The 17,820-nt window shown below is 59.5% G+C and carries 18 protein-coding genes; 14 read left to right on the forward strand and 4 right to left on the reverse strand.

Annotated features, from left to right (window positions below; genetic code table 11):
• Window positions 1-43 precede the first annotated feature (43 nt).
• Window positions 44-1,216 carry a pyridoxal phosphate-dependent aminotransferase gene (locus AO064_RS00795; protein ID WP_015885900.1) on the forward strand — a complete coding sequence of 391 codons (1,173 nt, stop codon included), beginning with the start codon at window positions 44-46 and terminating at the stop codon, window positions 1,214-1,216.
• Window positions 1,216-1,926: a DNA/RNA nuclease SfsA gene (sfsA, locus tag AO064_RS00800; RefSeq protein ID WP_064052106.1), complete on the forward strand. Its 711-nt coding sequence runs from the start codon at window positions 1,216-1,218 to the stop codon at window positions 1,924-1,926. Before AO064_RS00795 ends, sfsA begins: the two co-directional genes overlap by 1 nt.
• Here the strand turns inward: sfsA and AO064_RS00805 are convergent.
• Window positions 1,923-2,240 (reverse strand): Rieske (2Fe-2S) protein, encoded by a 318-nt coding sequence (locus AO064_RS00805; protein WP_046034296.1) that lies wholly within the window; start codon window positions 2,238-2,240, stop codon window positions 1,923-1,925. The two genes, sfsA and AO064_RS00805, sit on opposite strands and share 4 nt — an antisense overlap.
• A 156-nt stretch (window positions 2,241-2,396) precedes the next feature.
• On the opposite strand from AO064_RS00805, the gene AO064_RS00810 reads away from it, so the two are divergent.
• From AO064_RS00810 to AO064_RS00820, 3 genes are read left to right on the forward strand one after another with little or no spacing between them, the layout of a single operon-like run.
• Window positions 2,397-3,275 carry a heme/hemin ABC transporter substrate-binding protein gene (locus tag AO064_RS00810; protein ID WP_064052107.1) on the forward strand — a complete coding sequence of 293 codons (879 nt, stop codon included), beginning with the start codon at window positions 2,397-2,399 and terminating at the stop codon, window positions 3,273-3,275.
• A complete protein-coding gene (locus AO064_RS00815) occupies window positions 3,272-4,309 on the forward strand; it encodes a FecCD family ABC transporter permease (RefSeq protein ID WP_064052108.1) in 1,038 nt (345 codons plus the stop codon). Before AO064_RS00810 ends, AO064_RS00815 begins: the two co-directional genes overlap by 4 nt.
• On the forward strand, window positions 4,309-5,076 hold the full coding sequence (locus tag AO064_RS00820; RefSeq protein WP_064052109.1) for a heme ABC transporter ATP-binding protein: 768 nt from the start codon (window positions 4,309-4,311) through the stop codon (window positions 5,074-5,076). The genes AO064_RS00815 and AO064_RS00820 overlap by 1 nt, the downstream gene beginning before the upstream one ends.
• A gap of 267 nt (window positions 5,077-5,343) precedes the next feature.
• Here the strand turns inward: AO064_RS00820 and AO064_RS00825 are convergent, their stop codons facing one another.
• The 3 genes from AO064_RS00825 to AO064_RS00835 all read right to left on the reverse strand — a co-directional run bounded on the left by AO064_RS00825 (window position 5,344) and on the right by AO064_RS00835 (window position 7,800).
• Window positions 5,344-5,616: a TfoX/Sxy family protein gene (locus tag AO064_RS00825; protein WP_010562703.1), complete on the reverse strand. Its 273-nt coding sequence runs from the start codon at window positions 5,614-5,616 to the stop codon at window positions 5,344-5,346.
• A gap of 189 nt (window positions 5,617-5,805) precedes the next feature.
• The gene (locus AO064_RS00830) at window positions 5,806-6,150 is read right to left on the reverse strand and encodes a pentapeptide repeat-containing protein (protein WP_064052110.1); all 345 of its coding nucleotides are present in this window, start codon (window positions 6,148-6,150) and stop codon (window positions 5,806-5,808) included.
• 93 nt (window positions 6,151-6,243) lie between these two features.
• Window positions 6,244-7,800, reverse strand: a complete 1,557-nt coding sequence (locus AO064_RS00835; RefSeq protein WP_064052111.1) for a bifunctional aminoglycoside phosphotransferase/ATP-binding protein — start codon at window positions 7,798-7,800, stop codon at window positions 6,244-6,246.
• 118 nt (window positions 7,801-7,918) lie between these two features.
• On the opposite strand from AO064_RS00835, the gene mrcB reads away from it, so the two are divergent.
• The 9 genes from mrcB to msrQ all read left to right on the forward strand — a co-directional run bounded on the left by mrcB (window position 7,919) and on the right by msrQ (window position 17,739).
• Window positions 7,919-10,243: a penicillin-binding protein 1B gene (gene mrcB, locus AO064_RS00840; protein WP_064052112.1), complete on the forward strand. Its 2,325-nt coding sequence runs from the start codon at window positions 7,919-7,921 to the stop codon at window positions 10,241-10,243.
• Window positions 10,244-10,259: 16 nt separating this feature from the next.
• Window positions 10,260-10,994 carry a tetratricopeptide repeat protein gene (locus AO064_RS00845; RefSeq protein WP_015885891.1) on the forward strand — a complete coding sequence of 245 codons (735 nt, stop codon included), beginning with the start codon at window positions 10,260-10,262 and terminating at the stop codon, window positions 10,992-10,994.
• Window positions 10,994-11,323, forward strand: a complete 330-nt coding sequence (locus AO064_RS00850) for a YqcC family protein (protein WP_064052113.1) — start codon at window positions 10,994-10,996, stop codon at window positions 11,321-11,323. The genes AO064_RS00845 and AO064_RS00850 overlap by 1 nt, the downstream gene beginning before the upstream one ends.
• Window positions 11,324-11,756: 433 nt before the next feature.
• Window positions 11,757-13,481: an acetolactate synthase 3 large subunit gene (locus AO064_RS00855; protein WP_015885889.1), complete on the forward strand. Its 1,725-nt coding sequence runs from the start codon at window positions 11,757-11,759 to the stop codon at window positions 13,479-13,481.
• A 2-nt stretch (window positions 13,482-13,483) separates the two neighbouring features.
• On the forward strand, window positions 13,484-13,975 hold the full coding sequence (gene ilvN / locus AO064_RS00860) for an acetolactate synthase small subunit (protein ID WP_003176102.1): 492 nt from the start codon (window positions 13,484-13,486) through the stop codon (window positions 13,973-13,975).
• Between the two features lie 47 nt (window positions 13,976-14,022).
• On the forward strand, window positions 14,023-15,039 hold the full coding sequence (gene ilvC / locus AO064_RS00865; protein ID WP_003176099.1) for a ketol-acid reductoisomerase: 1,017 nt from the start codon (window positions 14,023-14,025) through the stop codon (window positions 15,037-15,039).
• A 145-nt stretch (window positions 15,040-15,184) separates the two neighbouring features.
• Window positions 15,185-16,042, forward strand: coding sequence for a CDP-diacylglycerol--serine O-phosphatidyltransferase (gene pssA / locus AO064_RS00870; protein ID WP_064052114.1), 858 nt, complete (start codon window positions 15,185-15,187; stop codon window positions 16,040-16,042).
• Between the two features lie 63 nt (window positions 16,043-16,105).
• Complete coding sequence (msrP, locus tag AO064_RS00875) at window positions 16,106-17,119, forward strand: protein-methionine-sulfoxide reductase catalytic subunit MsrP (protein WP_015885887.1); 1,014 nt, start codon at window positions 16,106-16,108, stop codon at window positions 17,117-17,119.
• A complete protein-coding gene (gene msrQ, locus AO064_RS00880) occupies window positions 17,119-17,739 on the forward strand; it encodes a protein-methionine-sulfoxide reductase heme-binding subunit MsrQ (protein ID WP_064052115.1) in 621 nt (206 codons plus the stop codon). Before msrP ends, msrQ begins: the two co-directional genes overlap by 1 nt.
• The last annotated feature ends 81 nt before the right edge of the window (window positions 17,740-17,820 follow it).

Consider the following 17,820-nt stretch of genomic DNA (forward strand, 5'->3'; position numbering starts at 1 on the left):
TTCGGTAGAATCCAGATTTTGTCCCTACCGTTAAGGAAGGCTAATGGCTCAGCCCTACAGTGCGCGCAGTCGCGCCATCGAACCTTTTCATGTCATGGCATTGCTGGCGCGGGCCAATGAGCTGCAAGCCGCCGGCCATGACGTGATCCACCTGGAAATCGGTGAGCCGGATTTCACCACTGCCGAGCCCATCATCCAGGCCGGCCAGGCAGCATTGGCCAACGGCAAGACCCGCTACACCGCGGCCCGTGGTCTGCCGGAATTGCGCGAGGCCATCAGCGGGTTCTATCAGCAGCGCTACGGGCTGAACGTCGACCCCGAGCGTATCCTGATCACCCCCGGCGGTTCCGGCGCTTTGCTGCTGGCCAGCAGCCTGTTGGTGGATCCGGGCAAGCATTGGCTGCTCGCAGACCCCGGTTACCCGTGCAATCGTCACTTCCTGCGGTTGGTGGAGGGCGCGGCTCAACTGGTGCCGGTCGGCCCCGAAGTGCGCTACCAGTTGACCGCCGACCTGGTGGCCAAGCACTGGAATCAAGACAGTGTCGGCGCGCTCGTGGCGTCCCCGGCCAACCCGACCGGGACTATCCTGACGCGTGACGAATTGGCCGGGCTTTCCGCCGCCATCAAGGCGCGCAACGGCCACTTGGTGGTGGACGAGATTTACCATGGCCTCACCTACGGCACGGATGCGGCCAGCGTGCTGGAAGTCGACGACGAAGCATTTGTCCTGAATAGTTTTTCCAAGTATTTCGGCATGACCGGCTGGCGCCTGGGTTGGCTGGTGGCGCCCCCGGCCGCAGTGGGGGAGTTGGAGAAACTGGCGCAAAACCTTTACATCAGTGCGCCAAGCATGGCCCAGCACGCGGCGCTAGCGTGTTTCACCCCGCAAACCCTGAGCATTCTTGAAGAACGCCGCGCTGAATTCGGCCGTCGTCGTGACTTCCTGCTGCCTGCCTTGCGCGAGTTGGGGTTTGGCATCGCCGTCGAGCCGGAAGGGGCGTTCTATTTGTATGCCGATATCAGCGCGTTTGGCGGTGATGCCTTCGCATTCTGTCGTCACTTCCTCGAAACCGAGCATGTGGCCTTCACTCCTGGCCTGGATTTTGGCCGCTTTAAAGCCGGTCATCATGTGCGCTTTGCCTACACGCAAAACCTCGATCGCCTGCAGGAGGCGGTGGAGCGAATCGCCCGTGGCTTGCGGAGCTGGCAAGGCTGATGCGCTTTAATCCTCCCCTCGAAGAAGCGCGGCTGATTCGTCGCTACAAGCGTTTTCTCACCGATATCGAAACCGTTACCGGCGAGTTGCTCACCATTCACTGCCCCAACACCGGCTCGATGCTCAATTGCATGGTGGAAGGTGGGCAGGTCTGGTTCAGTCGCTCCAATGACCCCAAGCGCAAGTTGCCTGGCACCTGGGAAATCGCCGAGACGCCCCAGGGGCGTTTGGCCTGCGTGAACACCGCGCGTGCTAATCAGTTGGTCGAGGAGGCGTTGCTGGCGGGGGTCATCACCGAACTCAACGGCTTTACTGCGTTGAAGCGCGAGGTGCCTTACGGGCAGGAGAAAAGCCGCATCGATTTTCGTCTGGACTATCCCGATGGCGCGGCCTACGTCGAAGTCAAAAGTGTGACCCTGGGCTTTGATGGCTCTGCGGTTGCCGCGTTCCCTGATGCGGTGACCCAGCGCGGCGCCAAGCATTTGCGCGAGCTGGCCCATCTGGCGCGGCAGGGTGTGCGTGCAGTGCAGTTGTATTGCGTCAATCTCTCGGGCATTGAGGCCGTGCGCCCGGCGGTGGAAATCGACCCTGCCTACGCCGCCGCCCTGAGTGAAGTCAAGTCGGCGGGGGTGGAAGTGCTGGCGTATGGCGTGCGGGTGACTTCCGAAGAAATCTGTGTGGATCGGCGGCTGGACGTGCTGCTCGACTAGAGCGCCACCCACAGGCCCTGGTCATCTTCGCGACCGGGCAGGGCGGTAAGGCTTTGCCCGGCGCAAGGGCCGGCGATGCACTCGCCGCTCTCGATCAGGAACAGGGCGCCGTGGGTGGCGCACTGGATCAGGCTGGCGCTGGCGTCGAGAAACTGGTCGGGTTGCCATTCCAGCGAAATGCCGCGATGGGGGCAACGGTTGATGTAGAAGTAGGCTACACCGTCCCGACGCACCGCCAACACCTTGCAGCCGTCGATATCAAAACCGAGGCTGCAGTTAGGCGCGAGGGTTTCGGAGGGGCAGAGAAACTTCATTTCAATCCTTAAGTGCCTTGACGTTCAAATGCAAACAATTATCAAATGCCGGCTTCGCCCGTTAGCTGAGCGGGCGCTCAATGCGATGCCAGGCGGGCGTTATCTGCCTCATCGATGAGTGCTTGAGCGGCCCCGCCTTTGCAAGGAAACCCTGTTATGCGCCTGAGTACCAGCGCTATTGCGCTTGTTGTCGGATTGCTGGTCAACCACGGGGCTCAAGCCTCCGAACTGCCACAACGCTGGGTGAGTGCCGGTGGGGCGCTGTCGGAATGGGTGACGGCCCTGGGCGGTGAGTCGAAATTGGTGGGTGTGGATACCACCAGTCAGCATCCGGAGTCTCTCAAGGCGTTGCCGAGCATTGGCTATCAGCGGCAGTTGTCGGCGGAAGGCATTCTGAGTTTGCGCCCGCAGGTGCTGGTCGGTACTGAAGAAATGGGGCCGCCGCCCGTGCTGGCGCAGATTCGCAACGCGGGTGTGCAGGTGGAAATGTTCTCGGCGCAGCCGGACCTGCCCACGCTGAAAGGTAACCTTCAGCACTTGGGCGCGTTGCTGGGCAATGAGGCCAAGGCCAACGAATTGTTTACCGGATATGAGCAGGCGTTGGATCAGCAAAAGCGCTGGGTGACCAAGGCCCAATCGACCCAAAAGGCGCCAGGCGTGTTGCTGTTGCTCGGTCATGCAGGCGGCAAGCCGCTGATCGCGGGCAAAGACACGGCGGCTGACTGGATGTTGCAGCAGGCTGGCGGGCGCAACCTGGCGACCCATACTGGCTACAAGCCGTTTTCGGTGGAGTCGTTGGCAGGGTTGAGACCGGATGTGCTGGTGTTTGCTGATCGTGCCCTGACCGGTGAGGCGGCGCGTGCCGCACTGTTCAAGGAGAACCCGATCCTGGCTTCCACGCCGGCGGCCAAAAGCGGGCGAGTGTTTGAGGTCGATCCCACCTTGCTGGTCGGTGGGCTTGGGCCGCGGCTGCCACAAAGCCTCGCGGACCTGTCCGCCGGGTTTTATCCGTCCCTGACCAAGCCAGCCCCATGACCATTCTGGTTAAACCGAAGACGCTGTTTGTGGGGTTGGCGCTGCTGTGTGTATTCGCTATTTGGCTCTCGCTGGCGCTGGGGCCAGTCAGCCTGCCCTTGCTGGATACGCTCAAGGCTGCGTTGCGGTGGGTGGGCGTGCCGATCGAGGCCCAAGGGCTGGAGCAGGCTGAGCTGATCCTGGGGCAGATCCGTTTGCCGCGCACGCTGCTGGGGTTGGCGGTCGGCGGCGTGTTGGCCTTGTCGGGCGTGGCGATGCAGGGGCTGTTTCGCAACCCCTTGGCTGATCCGGGGTTGATCGGGGTTTCCAGCGGTGCCGCGCTGGGGGCGGCGGTGGCGATTGTAGGGGGTTCGTTTTTCGGCGGTTTGCCGGATGCATTCGGGCCCTATCTGTTGTCGCTATGCGCATTCCTTGGCGGCTTGGGTGTCACTGCACTGGTCTATCGACTAGGGCGGCGCAACGGCCAGACCCATGTCGCGACCATGTTGCTGGCCGGCATCGCCCTTACCGCCCTCGCCAGCTCGGCGGTAGGACTATTTACCTACCTGGCCGACGACGCCACCTTGCGCACCCTGACGTTCTGGAACCTGGGCAGCCTCAACGGCGCCAGCTATTCGCGGTTATGGCCCCTGTTGCTGGTAAGCGCGGGTGTCGCGCTGTGGTTGCCGCGTCGGGCCAAAGCGCTGAACGCGCTGCTACTCGGTGAATCAGAGGCCAATCACTTAGGTATCGATGTAGAAAGGCTTAAGCGCGAGTTGGTCTTCTGCACGGCGTTAGGCGTGGGAGCCGCCGTGGCCGCTGCGGGCATGATTGGTTTTGTGGGGCTGGTGGTGCCACATCTGGTGCGTTTGCTGGCGGGGCCGGATCATCGTGTGCTGCTACCGGCTTCGGTCCTGGCGGGGGCGAGCCTGCTGCTGTTTGCCGATCTGGTCGCGCGCTTGGCCTTGGCACCGGCTGAATTGCCGATCGGTATTGTGACCGCATTTATCGGCGCGCCATTTTTTCTTTATCTGTTGTTGCGGGGGCGTGCCTGATGTTGCGTGTGGAAGACCTGCAGATCCGTCGCGGTCGCACAACTGTATTGGCAGGCGTCACCCTCGATCTGTTGCCGGGCGAGGTGCTCGGGGTCCTGGGCCCCAATGGTGCGGGCAAGAGTACGTTGCTCGGCGGATTGTGCGGCGAGTTGCCTCCTGACCACGGCAACGTGTGGTTGGACCAACGCCCGTTGAGCGAGTGGAGTGGCGCGCAACGGGCGCAACGCCTGGCGGTATTGCCGCAAAGTTCGACGCTGGACTTCGCTTTCCGTGTTGAAGAGGTTGTCGGCATGGGGCGCTTGCCACACCAGACCGGGCGCGTGCGTGATGACGCGATTATCGAGGCAGCCCTACAGGCGGCAGATGTCGGCCACCTGAGCGGTCGCAGCTACCTGGCGCTGTCCGGCGGAGAGCGTCAACGGGTGCATTTGGCGCGGGTGCTGGCGCAGTTATGGCCGGGCGAGGCTGGGCAGACGTTGCTGCTGGATGAGCCGACGTCAATGCTGGACCCCTTGCACCAGCACACGACCTTGCAGGCCATTCGCACTTTTGCCGATCGAGGGGCAGCGGTGTTGGTGATCCTTCACGACTTGAACCTGGCGGCGCGTTATTGTGATCGGATTCTGCTGCTGGAGGCAGGGCGCCCGCATGTCTTGGGTGCGCCGGCGCAGGTGATGCAGCCGGCGCCGTTGAAAGCTGTGTATGGTTTGGATGTGCTTGTGCAGCCTCATCCGGAGCGTGGGCATCCGTTGATCATTGCCCGCTGAACTGCAGTGTGGGCGGCTTTGTGCCGATAGCGTTTTACGGGCAAAAAAAGACCCGGCAAGAGCCGGGTCAAATAACCGTGATTAGCCTGATGAGGAGATAATCTGAGAGTCCGAACCAATGGTCTTTCAGTTATCGGCTGATCTCGCGACCAGCTGTGATAATCATAACGATTCTCATTTGAGAGTCAACATTTGTTTTCAATGGCTCTTCAGTTTTTCTCAAACGTCCGTTCGGAATGCCTGTAAACGTTGGCTTTGCCAGTCGATCTAATTTTTTTGGCGGGCCGAAATAGCGTCCAATTGCCGGTTCAACGCTTCCTTGCGCTCGGCAGGAATGTCATTCCAATGCACATCCATCAAGGCCCCTTCGATTGCATACAGCAGCACTTTCGATGCGCGAAACCCGCGCGTCCGTACGGCCCGGTAGGCATCGACCGCACCCAGGCGACGCAAGTCGGACGCACTGTGGATGCCCACCGCATGCAGCCACTGTGCTGACGTCTTGCCAAGGTTTTTCAGGTGTTGCAGCTCATCGTTCATCAAGCCTCCTTGCGACGGCCGAATGGTTCGGTGGGTATCGTGACCAGGCAAGCCTGAAAGGAGTGTAGCGCTCAGTAGGAAAAGCGTAGTTCTTTAGTCGGAAACGGCCTAAAGACCGAGAGGAGTGATGTGGTCCGGCAGGCGGGAAGCCCGGCACGCTTGTGCGATACCGGGCTGAAGCAGCGAGTATTAGCGGGTACGGTAACGCAGGCGGGTGCCAAAGTTGACTGACATGAGGATTTCATCGGCGGTCAGCTCCGCAGGGAAATAGGTCCCGGATATCTGCGCGTGGGCCAGGCTGGCGCCTTCCAGCGAGCAATCGCGCAGGTCGAGGCCGCGCAAATCGGCAGAGCGGAAGTAGGCATCGGTAAAGTCCACGCCGGTGGCGTTCAACTCACGCAAGTCCAGGCCGCGAAAGTCCCCGCCGCGCATGTCGATGACGCCGTCTTTTGGACGTTGCTGGTTGAAGCCCCGGATATCATCTTTATGCAGGAGCGAGTAAAGCGGAGTATCAAGAAGCTTGGGCTGACTCATGACAGGCAACTCCTGTTGGATTTATGGTGCCATTATAGTGCCACTACTGCTGGGTCGTGCGCCCAAGTAGACGACACGACCAAGAATTTTTTCTTACAGGCCTGGCAGGCGCTGGCGAATATGCGCCACCAACGCATCGAGCGTACCGCTTTCATTGGTCTCGACGCGTTTGCTGAGGAGCAGCTCCTCGGCGGTCAGCGAGTCGCGATTGGCTTGCTGCTCTTCGATAACGGCCAGTGTCGCGTCGGAAGGATCATTTTTGTCTGCCTGACGTTGTGCCAACCAGCTGGCGATTACGGCTTGCGGCGCGTTGCAATCCAGGATCAGGAACGGCGCGCCGGTGGCTTCGGCGACTTTGGCCGCTGCATCGCGTTGTTCGCGTTTCAGGAAGGTGGCATCCAACACCACTGGGTAACCGGCACGCAGTACGGTGTCGGCGATTTCATTCAACCGGGTGTAGGTCGCCACGCTGGCGTCGGCCGCATAGATACCGGCCTGCGGCGTGTTTTCGACGTGTTGTTCACCGAACAGACGCTTGCGTTCCACGTCCGAGCGCAGGCGCACAGCACCCAGCGCTTCCACCAGGCGCATGGCCACGTGGCTTTTGCCCACGGCCGAAACACCGTGGGTAATTGCCAGGAAGCGCGACGGAATGGTGCTGTAGCTTTCCGCCAGATTCGCGTAGTTGCGGTATTGGCGCAGGGTCGTGGCGCGTTGCACCGGGCTGGCCTCGCTCGGCATGCTGAACAGCGCGATCTTGGCGCGCACCAAGGCGCGATAGGCTTTATAGAAGTTCAGCACCTCCAGGCCTTGATAGTCGCCGGTCAACTCCAGGTATTGGCTGATAAAGCGGCGCGCCAGGGATTTGAGGCCACGGTCTTCAAGGTCCATGGCCAGGAAGCCGGTATCGGCGTACACATCGGTGAAACGGAAAGGCTCGTTGAATTCGATGCAGTCGAAGATCACCACGTGGCCATCGATCAACGTCGCGTTACCCAGGTGAATATCGCCGTGGCATTCGCGGGTGAAACCTTCCTGTTTGCGCTGGGAGAACAGCGGCTTGAGGCGCTCGAAGCTGCTTTCGGCCCAGGCTTGCAAAGCGTCCAGTTGCGCCAGGTCGGCCTTGTCACTGAGGAACGGGCGAATCTGGTCGAAGTTCTGGCGAACCGGTGCCATCACCTCGTCCGGGGTGCCGGCCGGGTGGTCCTGCGGTACTTTCGGTGCGGTGAGGTGGAAGTGCGCGATTTGCTTGGCCATCTCATCGATGTGCGCGCTGGTCAATTCGCCGTTGGCTTGCAAGGTGCTGAGCAGTTGGCTTTGCGGGAACTGACGCATTTTCAGCGCATATTCGATGACCGGGCCATCGCCACCCAACTGCGGGGCCTCGGCCGTGCCGGTGATCGGCAACACTTCAAGATACAAATCTTCGGTCAAACGCTGGTTGAGGCGCAGCTCTTCATTGCAGAAGTGGCCGCGCTTTTCCAGATCGGTGAAGTCCAGGAAGCCGAAGTTCATCGGTTTCTTCAATTTATAGGCATAGGGCCCGGTCAGCACGACCCAGGAAATATGGGTCTCGATGACTTGGAGCGCTTCAACCGGATGGGGGTACAAGGCCGGGTTTTGCAGGGCAGCGATCAGGGTCTGGCTCACGGGCGATCCTTCAGAGTCTGGCGGAAAACATGGCGGGCATTATGGCTGCTGCGGCCGGTCGTGCAAACCGCTGTCCGGCTCATGTTGATCATCAATAAAGTGCGTATAATCCGCCGCCATGACTCGAACCCGATCTCCCCGTTCCCGTAAAAAAACTCCTTCCCGCGGCCTGCGCCCTTGGCTGGGCTGGGCGCTCAAGCTCGGCCTCGTGGGCCTCGTAGTGCTCGCCGGCTTTGCGGTGTACCTCGACGCTGTGGTCCAGGAGAAGTTCTCCGGCAAGCGTTGGACCATTCCCGCCAAGGTGTATGCACGCCCGCTGGAGTTGTTTACCGGCCAGAAGCTGAGCAAGGATGACTTCCTGACCGAACTCGACGCCCTGGGCTATCGCCGCGAACCCGTGAGCAACGGCCCGGGCGCGGCGGCTGTCAGTGGTAACACCGTCGACTTGAATACCCGTGGCTTCCAGTTCTATGAAGGCCTGGAAAAAGCCCAGCCTGTGCGCGTGCGCTTTTCCGGCGATTACGTCGCCGAGTTGTCGTCCCTCAATGGCTCGAAGCTGCCGGTGGTTCGCCTCGAACCGCTGATGATCGGCGGCATTTACCCTAAAAACCTTGAAGATCGCATCCTGATCAAGCTTGACCAAGTGCCGCCGTACCTGTTGGAAACCCTGGTTGCTGTTGAAGACCGCGATTTCTACCACCACTGGGGCGTTTCGCCGAAGTCGATCGCCCGCGCGGTCTGGGTGAACACCTCCGGCGGCAAGATGACCCAGGGCGGCAGTACGCTGACGCAACAATTGGTCAAGAACTTCTACCTGACCAACGAGCGCAGCCTCACCCGTAAGCTCACTGAAGCCATGATGGCGATGCTGCTGGAGCTGCACTACAGCAAGCAGGAAATCCTTGAGGCGTACCTCAACGAGGTATTCGTCGGCCAGGATGGCCAGCGCGCCGTGCATGGTTTCGGCCTGGCCAGCCAGTTCTTCTTTGGCCAGCCGCTGTCCGAATTGAAGCTGCACCAGGTTGCGTTGCTGGTGGGCATGGTCAAGGGGCCTTCCTACTACAACCCGCGCCGCAATCCTGAGCGTGCGCTGGAGCGACGCAACCTCGTGCTTGATGTACTTGAGCAACAAGGTGTTGCCACGGCTGAACAGGTCGCTGCCGCGAAGAAAATGCCGTTGGGTGTCACTACCCGCGGCAAGCTGGCGGACAGCTCCTTCCCGGGCTTTATCGATCTGGTCAAGCGCCAACTGCGTGAAGACTACCGCGACGAAGACTTGACCGAAGAAGGCCTGCGAATCTTCACCAGTTTCGACCCGATCCTGCAGATGAAGGCCGAAGCGTCCGTCAATGACACGTTCAAGCGACTGACAGGCCGTAAAGGTTCCGATGAAGTCGAAGCGGCCATGGTCGTGACCAATCCGGAAACCGGTGAAGTGCAAGCCATGATCGGCAGCCGTCAGGCCAGCTTTGCCGGGTTCAACCGCGCGCTGGATGCGGTGCGGCCAATCGGTTCCCTGGTCAAGCCTGCGGTTTACCTGACCGCGTTGGAAAAACCGAGCAAATACACCCTGACCAGTTGGCTCTCAGATGACCCGCTGTCGGTCAAAGGTGCCGATGGCCAAGTGTGGACACCCCAGAACTTCGACCGTCGTTCCCACGGTACGATATTCCTGTATCAGGGCATTGCGCACTCCTACAATATTTCCACGTCGCGGCTGGGCCTTGAGGTCGGCGTGCCGAATGTCCTCAAGACCATCGCGCGGCTGGGTGTCACCCGTGAGTTCCCGGCCTTCCCGTCGATCCTGTTGGGCGCTGGCGCGATGACCCCGATGGAAGTCGCGACGATGTACCAGACCCTCGCCAACGGTGGTTTCAACACCCCCATGCGCGGGATCCGCAGCGTGCTGACCGCCGAGGGTGAGCCGCTCAAGCGCTACCCGTTCCAGATTCAGCAACGGTTTGATGCGGGCTCCATTTATCTGATCCAGAACGCCATGCAGCGCGTGATGCGTGAAGGTACCGGGCGTTCGGTCTATAGCGTGCTGCCGGCGAACCTGACATTGGCAGGCAAGACCGGTACCAGTAACGATTCGCGTGACAGCTGGTTCGCAGGTTTCGGCCAGGACGTGCTGGCGGTGGTGTGGCTGGGGCGCGACGATAACGGCAAGACGCCGTTTACCGGTGCCACCGGTGCACTGCAGGTCTGGACCAGTTTCATGCGCAAAGCTGATCCGCTGCCGTTGAACATGCCGCAGCCGGATAACATCGTGCAGGCTTGGATCGATCCGCACACAGGGCAGGGCTCCGATGCCAACTGTCCGGGCGCGGTGCAGATGCCGTATATTCGCGGCAGCGAACCGCCTCCCGGCGCCGCATGCGGTGGCAGTGCCCCCGCTGACGCGGAGTCGGTGATGGATTGGGTCAAGGGCTGGATGAATTAAGCAAAGAGGGTTTCAAGTGAACAAGTGGTGGATTCCAGCTATTACAGCTCTGGCTTTGCTCAACGGTTGCGCCAGCGTGCAGCGCGGCTCCATTCCCGTGGTGGATTCGAGCACTGCCGTCTCCAATAACGACCGGATTTCGGCCAATGGCGGCTTCCGCCAGACCGTGACCAATCGTCCAGCGCAAGCTGCGACCCAGGCGATGCCACAGGATTCCGGTGTGGTGGTCATGGTGCCAGGCGCTGGCGCTGCCACGTCTGCGCCGATCAGTGCCGAGCCGTGGACGCCAGGGCCAAGCACCTCGGGTCCGATCGACTCCACGCCGATTCAAACTGCGCCGATCAATCAGGGCACCTACACCATGCCGTCGACGCCAAGTGGCATTCCATCGTCTTCCAGCGGTGGCGGCCTGTCGGCTGACGAGCAACTGGATGGCCCGGTGCTTGCGCTGCTGACCACGGCCCAGCAACAGCAGGCGGGTGGTGATTTGAATGGTGCGTCGTCGAGCCTGGAACGTGCCCAGCGCGTTGCTCCGCGTGAGCCGCAAGTGTTGTATCGCCTGGCCCAGGTTCGCATGGCCCAGGGTGATGCTCCGCAGGCCGAGCAGTTCGCCCGTCGTGGCCTGAGCCTGGCCAACGGTCGTCCCGACTTGCAAGCCAGCCTATGGGCCTTGATTGGTGACGCGCGCGCCGCGCAAGGCGATGCCGCCGGTGCCGCGCAGGCTCGGCAAAAAGCCAAGGTCAGCCTCTGATGGATGCACGCTTCCCCGCCATTGCCGAACAGTTATTGCTAATTGAGCGCGAGTTGCGCGTGCAGGGCTGGTGGGACGAGGTGTCCCCCGGCGTCGAGGCGCTCAGCAGTGTTGAACCTTTTTCGGTGGATACGCTGGATTTTCACCAGTGGCTGCAGTGGGTATTCCTGGTGCGCATGAAGCAGATCCTCGAACAGGACCTGCCGCTGCCCAATGCGTCGGGCATCCTGGAAATGGCCGAGATGGTCTACGCCGACCGCCCGCTGGAAAGCCTTGGCTTACGTAATGCGCTGAAAAAGTTCGACCAACTGATCGTCGACGCTCGTTAATTGCCTGACTGCCGGGTTTTCCGGCAGTCTTGCGCACATTTCTACCGCTTGACGACATTCAGGCGAGTTTTATCCCTCCTCAAAGCCCTTTCTTCTACGTTCTCATGCGCTTAGTTGGAAAAAAGCGCAATTATTGCTTGACTTGAACGTCCTGAAACAGAAGAATCCAAAGTCCGCTGTATCGGGACTGCCAGAAGCAGGCCCGCTCAGCAGATCATGAGGCGCACATCCGCGCCGACCTGTTACACCCGCAACGCGTTACCTCGCGCTGGGTGGGAAAAGCCCGCAACACTTGGGACGATCCCAATACTTGCTCAGTCAGTGCTGACGTAGTCGGCGACCACCGTCGCTCATGCTCTGTTGAGAAGTAAACCTATTAAGACCCGTCGGTTTTTTTAACGGACGGTATTCTGGCGTTTTAGAGGTGAACAACGTGGAGCTTTTATCTGGCGGTGAGATGCTCGTCCGCTTTTTGCGTGACGAAGGCGTCGACTATATCTACGGGTACCCAGGTGGTGCTCTGCTGCATGTCTACGACGCACTGTTCAAGGAACCGGCTGTTACCCACATCCTGGTTCGCCACGAGCAGGCCGCGACCCATATGGCTGACGGTTACGCCCGTGCCACCGGTAAAGCCGGTGTGGTACTGGTAACGTCCGGCCCTGGCGCAACCAATGCCATTACCGGCATCGCGACGGCGTATATGGACTCCATCCCGATGGTGATCATTTCCGGTCAGGTGGCTAGCACCATGGTCGGTACCGATGCATTCCAGGAAACCGACATGATCGGTATCTCCCGGCCGATCGTGAAACACAGCTTCATGATCAAGCATGCGTCGGAAATCCCGGAAGTCATGAAAAAGGCCTTCTACCTCGCACAGTCCGGTCGTCCGGGTCCTGTGGTGGTCGACATCCCGAAAGACATGACCAACCCGGCCGAGAAATTCGAATACATCTTCCCGAAGAAGGCCAAGCTGCGCTCCTACAGCCCGGCCGTCCGCGGGCACTCGGGGCAAATCCGCAAGGCCGCAGAAATGCTCCTGGCGGCCAAGCGTCCAGTGCTGTACTCGGGTGGTGGCGTGATTCTGGGCGGCGGTTCTGCGCCTTTGACTGAGCTGGCCAAACTGCTCAACCTGCCGGTGACCAATACGTTGATGGGCCTCGGCGCCTTCCCAGGTACCGACCGTCAGTTTGTCGGCATGCTCGGCATGCACGGCAGCTACACCGCTAACCTGGCGATGCATCACGCCGACGTGATCCTGGCAGTGGGCGCGCGTTTCGATGACCGCGTGATCAACGGCGCGAGCAAATTCTGCCCGAATGCCAAGATCATCCATATCGACATCGACCCGGCGTCCATCTCCAAGACCATCAAGGCCGATGTGCCGATCGTGGGTCCTGTTGAAAGCGTATTGACCGAAATGGTTGCTGCGCTCAAGGACATCGGCGAGACGCCGAACAAGGAATCCGTTGCCAGTTGGTGGAAGCAGATCGACGAATGGCGCGGTGATCGTGGCCTGTTCCCTTACGACAAGGGCGACGGCAGCATCATCAAGCCACAAACCGTGATCGAGACCCTGTGTGAAGTGACCAAGGGCGACGCCTTTGTGACCTCCGACGTGGGCCAGCACCAGATGTTCGCCGCGCAGTACTACAAGTTCGACAAGCCTAACCGCTGGATCAACTCCGGTGGCCTGGGCACGATGGGCTTTGGTTTCCCTGCGGCCATGGGCGTAAAACTGAGCTTCCCGGACACTGACGTTGCGTGCGTCACCGGCGAGGGCAGCATCCAGATGAACATCCAGGAACTGTCGACGTGCCTGCAGTACGGCCTTCCGGTGAAGATCGTGTGCTTGAACAACGGCGTGCTGGGCATGGTTCGTCAATGGCAGGACATGAGCTACAACAGCCGTCACTCCCATTCCTACATGGAGTCGCTGCCGGATTTCGTAAAATTGGTTGAAGCCTATGGCCATGTCGGCATTCGCATCACCGATTTGAAAGATCTGAAGCCGAAGATGGAAGAGGCGTTCGCCATGAAGGACCGCTTGGTGTTCATCGATATTCAGGTGGATACCAGCGAGCACGTCTACCCGATGCAGATCAAAGACGGCTCTATGCGCGACATGTGGCTGAACAAGACGGAGCGTACTTAATCATGCGGCACATTATCTCCCTGCTTCTGGAGAACGAACCCGGCGCTCTGTCTCGTGTTGTCGGCCTGTTTTCGCAACGCAACTACAACATCGAAAGCCTGACCGTGGCCCCGACCGAAGACCCGACCCTGTCGCGCCTGACGTTGACCACCGTGGGCCATGATGAGGTGATCGAGCAGATCACCAAGAACCTCAACAAGCTGATCGAAGTGGTCAAGCTGGTCGACCTGTCGGAAAGTGCCCACATCGAGCGTGAGCTGATGCTGGTTAAGGTCAAGGCCACGGGTGCCCAACGTGCCGAGATCAAACGGACTACCGACATTTATCGCGGGCAGATCGTTGATGTGAGCGCCAGCGTTTATACCGTTCAACTGACCGGTACAAGCGACAAGCTGGACAGCTTCATCCAGTCGATCGGGACGGCCTCGATTCTGGAAACAGTACGCAGTGGTGTCACCGGGATTGCCCGTGGCGACAAAGTACTCAGCATTTAACCCAAATTAGTGAATGGCCTTACGGCCTGGATATATAGAGGAACCTCATGAAAGTTTATTACGATAAAGATTGTGACCTGTCGATCATCCAGGGCAAGAAAGTCGCCATCATCGGCTACGGTTCCCAGGGTCACGCGCAAGCTTGCAACCTGAAAGATTCCGGCGTTGACGTGACTGTTGGCCTGCGTAAAGGCTCGGCCACTGTTGCCAAGGCTGAAGCCCACGGCCTGAAAGTGACTGACGTTGCTTCCGCCGTTGCTGCTGCCGACCTGGTCATGATCCTGACCCCGGACGAGTTCCAGTCCGCGCTGTACAAGAATGAAATCGAGCCGAACATCAAGAAGGGCGCCACCCTGGCCTTCTCCCACGGCTTCGCGATCCACTACAACCAAGTAGTGCCACGCGCTGATCTCGACGTGATCATGATCGCGCCAAAAGCACCGGGCCACACCGTGCGTTCCGAGTTCGTCAAAGGCGGCGGCATCCCTGACCTGATCGCGATCTACCAGGACGCATCGGGCAACGCCAAGAACGTCGCACTGTCCTACGCTGCTGGCGTGGGTGGCGGTCGTACCGGCATCATCGAAACCACCTTCAAGGACGAGACTGAAACCGACCTGTTCGGCGAACAAGCCGTACTGTGCGGCGGTACCGTTGAGCTGGTTAAAGCCGGTTTCGAAACCCTGGTTGAAGCTGGCTACGCGCCAGAAATGGCCTACTTCGAGTGCCTGCACGAACTGAAGCTGATCGTTGACCTCATGTACGAAGGCGGTATCGCCAACATGAACTACTCGATCTCCAACAACGCCGAATACGGCGAGTACGTGACTGGCCCGGAAGTGATCAACGCCGAGTCCCGTCAGGCCATGCGCAACGCCCTGAAACGTATTCAGGACGGCGAATACGCCAAAATGTTCATCAGCGAAGGCGCTACCGGCTACCCTTCGATGACCGCCAAGCGTCGTAACAACGCCGCTCACGGTATCGAAGTCATCGGCGAGCAACTGCGCTCGATGATGCCGTGGATCGGTGCCAACAAGATCGTCGACAAAGCCAAGAACTAAGTCGAACGTATCAAGAGAAAACGCGGCTTAGGCCGCGTTTTTTCGTTTGAGGGGCGGGTTCTGGTATAAAGCTGCATCGTTTGCGGGCGAACACTCGCCGCAAGTATCTGTCGAATTTTTTTCACACCGTTGCAAGGTAAAGTCCATGAGCGAACGTCCCGAAGAGCAAAGCCAGGCTTCTGACGCCGAAAGCCTGCTGCCGATCGATGAGCATGTCGAAGAAGGGCATGACGCGGAAGGTCGCAAGGTCCGGCATCGTGGCATCTATCTGCTGCCCAACCTGTTCACCACGGCGAACCTGTTTGCCGGGTTCTATTCCATCATCAACTCCATGAGTGCCCAAAGCGCACTGGCGGCAGGTGATGCGGTGAGTGCCAGCAAGTATTTCGGTTTTGCTGCCATTGCAATCTTCGTGGCCATGGTGCTCGACGGCCTTGATGGGCGAGTGGCGCGCATGACCAACACACAGAGCGCCTTCGGAGCCGAGTACGACTCACTGTCGGACATGGTCGCGTTTGGCGTCGCCCCTGCGTTGTTGGCATTTGCCTGGGCGCTGGGCGATATGGGCAAGGTCGGCTGGATGGTTGCCTTCATCTATGTCGCCGGCGCTGCTTTGCGTCTGGCGCGCTTCAACACCCAGGTGGGAACCGCCGACAAGCGTTACTTCATCGGTCTTGCCAGCCCTGCTGCTGCGGGTGTGGTGGCGGGTATCGTCTGGGCATTCAGTGATTACGGGATCCAGGGTTCGAAGATGTCGTTCCTGGTGGCCTTGATGGTGGCTGCTGCCGGCATGCTGATGGTCAGCAACATCAAGTACAACAGCTTTAAGGAACTGGACCTCAAGGGGCGTGTGCCTTTCGTGGCGATTCTGGCAGTGGTGCTGGTGTTCGCCGTGGTGTTCAGTGATCCGCCGCGTATTCTGTTGCTGGCGTTCCTGGTCTACGCCGCGTCGGGGCCGGTTCAGTACTTGCTGCATTTGCGCCGCGACAAAACATTGCCTTAATGTAATTTCCCCCATACTCCGCAGTCTATTGGTACATCAGTTCTCCAATGCTGCGGAGTTGCCATGTTAATCAAATTGCCCAAAGCGTCCGATTGCCACGAGTCGGATGTCACGCCTGAATCCTTCTATCTCTCTCGTCGTAGCTTGCTCGGTGGTGCGCTTGCCGGCATTGCTGCCAGCAGCTTGCCGCGTTGGGCCAGTGCGGACGAGGCCTCGCGTTATGCCGATGTCGAGGCGGGCAGGGCGCCGGCCTGGTTTGCCGAGAAGCTGCCAGGCACAAAATGGCAGGCCATCACGGTGAAGGATGAGGCGATCACGCCCTTCAAGGACGCAACGCACTACAACAACTTCTATGAGTTCGGTACCGACAAGGGCGACCCGGCAGCGAATGCGGGCTCACTCAAGACCGAGCCTTGGAGTGTGGTTATTGATGGTGAGGTTGCGAAGCCAGGCCGCTATGCTCTGGAAGACTTCATGAAACCTTATCAGTTGGAAGAGCGGATCTACCGTCTACGCTGCGTCGAGGCGTGGTCCATGGTGATTCCCTGGATCGGTTTTCCTATCTCTGCGTTGCTCAAGCAGGTTGAGCCGACGTCCAAAGCCAAGTACATCCGTTTTGAAACCCTCCAGGACCCAAAGAGCATGCCGGGGCAGCGCTCGAGTTTTGGCTTGATCGACTGGCCTTATATAGAAGGCTTGCGTCTGGATGAGGCGATGAATCCCCTGGCGATTCTGGCGGTGGGTATGTATGGGCGCGAATTGCCTAACCAGAACGGTGCGCCGCTGCGCTTGGTCGTGCCGTGGAAGTATGGCTTCAAGAGCGTGAAATCCATTGTGCGGATCAGCCTCGTGAGTGAGCAACCGAAAACCACCTGGCAAAGCATTGCCGCGGATGAGTACGGGTTCTACGCGAATGTGAACCCGACGGTTGATCACCCTCGTTGGACTCAGGCGCGGGAGCGTCGTCTGCCGAGTGGCCTGTTCAGTCCTAATGTACGTGAGACGCAGATGTTCAATGGTTACTCGGATGAGGTGGCTGCTCTTTATACCGGTCTCGATCTGCGGAAGAACTACTGATGCGTTACCCGATCTGGCGCGTTGGCGTTTTTATAGCGGCGGCGGTATGGCCGCTGTTCTGGCTCTATGAAGCATGGAGTGCTGTCCTCGGGCCGGATCCGGGCAAGGTGCTGGTAGATCGGCTGGGGCTCGGCACATTGATTCTGTTACTGATCACCCTGGCAATGACGCCACTGCAGAAGCTTAGTGGTTGGGCGGGGTGGATAGCGGTGCGCCGGCAATTGGGATTGTGGTGCTTCGCCTATGTTGTGCTGCACCTGGCTGCTTATTGTGTGTTTGTGCTTGGGTTGGACTGGTCGCAGCTGGGTGTGGAGTTGCGCAAGCGGCCTTACATTATTGTCGGGGCGCTGGGTTTTCTGTTGTTGTTGGTATTGGCGCTGACCTCTAATCGTTACAGTCAGCGCCGATTGGGCAGCCGTTGGAAAAAGCTGCATCGTCTCGTGTATGTCGTTCTGGGGCTCGGCTTGCTGCATATGTTGTGGATAGTGCGGGCTGATCTCAAGGAGTGGGCTATCTATGCATCTATAGGTGCGCTGCTTCTGGTATTGCGGATACCCCCGGTGATGCGCCGGATTCCGCGACTTATCGCGAAAAAACCACTTTCTGCAACAAAAGCGTAATTAAGGGTTGACGGCAGATTCTGGAAGTCTATAATTCGCCCCACTTCCGGCGCAGTCGAAACGGAAAACTCCTTGGTAAAC

This window comes from Pseudomonas marginalis (assembly GCF_001645105.1).
Lineage (GTDB): Bacteria > Pseudomonadota > Gammaproteobacteria > Pseudomonadales > Pseudomonadaceae > Aquipseudomonas > Aquipseudomonas petroselini.